General features: G+C 34.1%; 1 protein-coding gene. It reads left to right on the top strand.

Annotation, left to right across the window (positions count from 1 at the left end; translation table 11 throughout):
• On the top strand, positions 1–278 hold a 278-nt coding region (locus AAEZ05_RS27750; RefSeq protein WP_350649741.1), incomplete at its 5' end, for a hypothetical protein.
• Positions 279–593 lie beyond the last annotated feature (315 nt).

Here is a 593-nt window from a genome sequence, read left to right on the forward strand (position 1 = left end):
ATGGTGAAAAGGTCACAGCAGCCGTTATTGAGCAAATAGAACCGACTGTGAAGGCAGCAAACAGCATTTTAGTGGACTACGAAAAGGCTAAGATGGATAAAATCGTGGCGGAAGACAGCTATGACACCCTTAAACAGCTTGCTGAGCCTTACTTAATGGCAATTCAAGGGTTAAATCAAGAGGAAATTGCTAGGGTGAATGAGGTAATGCAGCTAGAAAGCCGAAAAATCGCCATAGAGAGAGTTAAATATGAAAGGGCTAGGTATCTATCAAAATAGAGAATGAGTGCTGTTAAATCTAATTATGTAGGCATATAGAGTGGTTCCTATAGCCCATTACTAAGATTAAAGAAAAATAAAGTCACTAGAGTGCTTAAAAACTTCTAAATTTGAAAAACCCTGTTGTTTTGGATGAGGTTAAAAACAAATTGATAGATAATTTTGAAAGCGTTGATCGATTACTTGATCCAAAAGATCACCAAAAAGACCTTAATATTTTGAGGTAACTAGGGCTTTTTTCTTTTGTTTTTTAATCAGTAAAAAAAATAAAAAAATGCTTTTAATGCTTTTAAATGCTTTTAAATGCTTTTAAGT

The organism is Pseudomonas sp. HY13-MNA-CIBAN-0226 (genome assembly GCF_040310305.1).
Lineage (GTDB): Bacteria > Pseudomonadota > Gammaproteobacteria > Pseudomonadales > Pseudomonadaceae > Aquipseudomonas > Aquipseudomonas gregormendelii.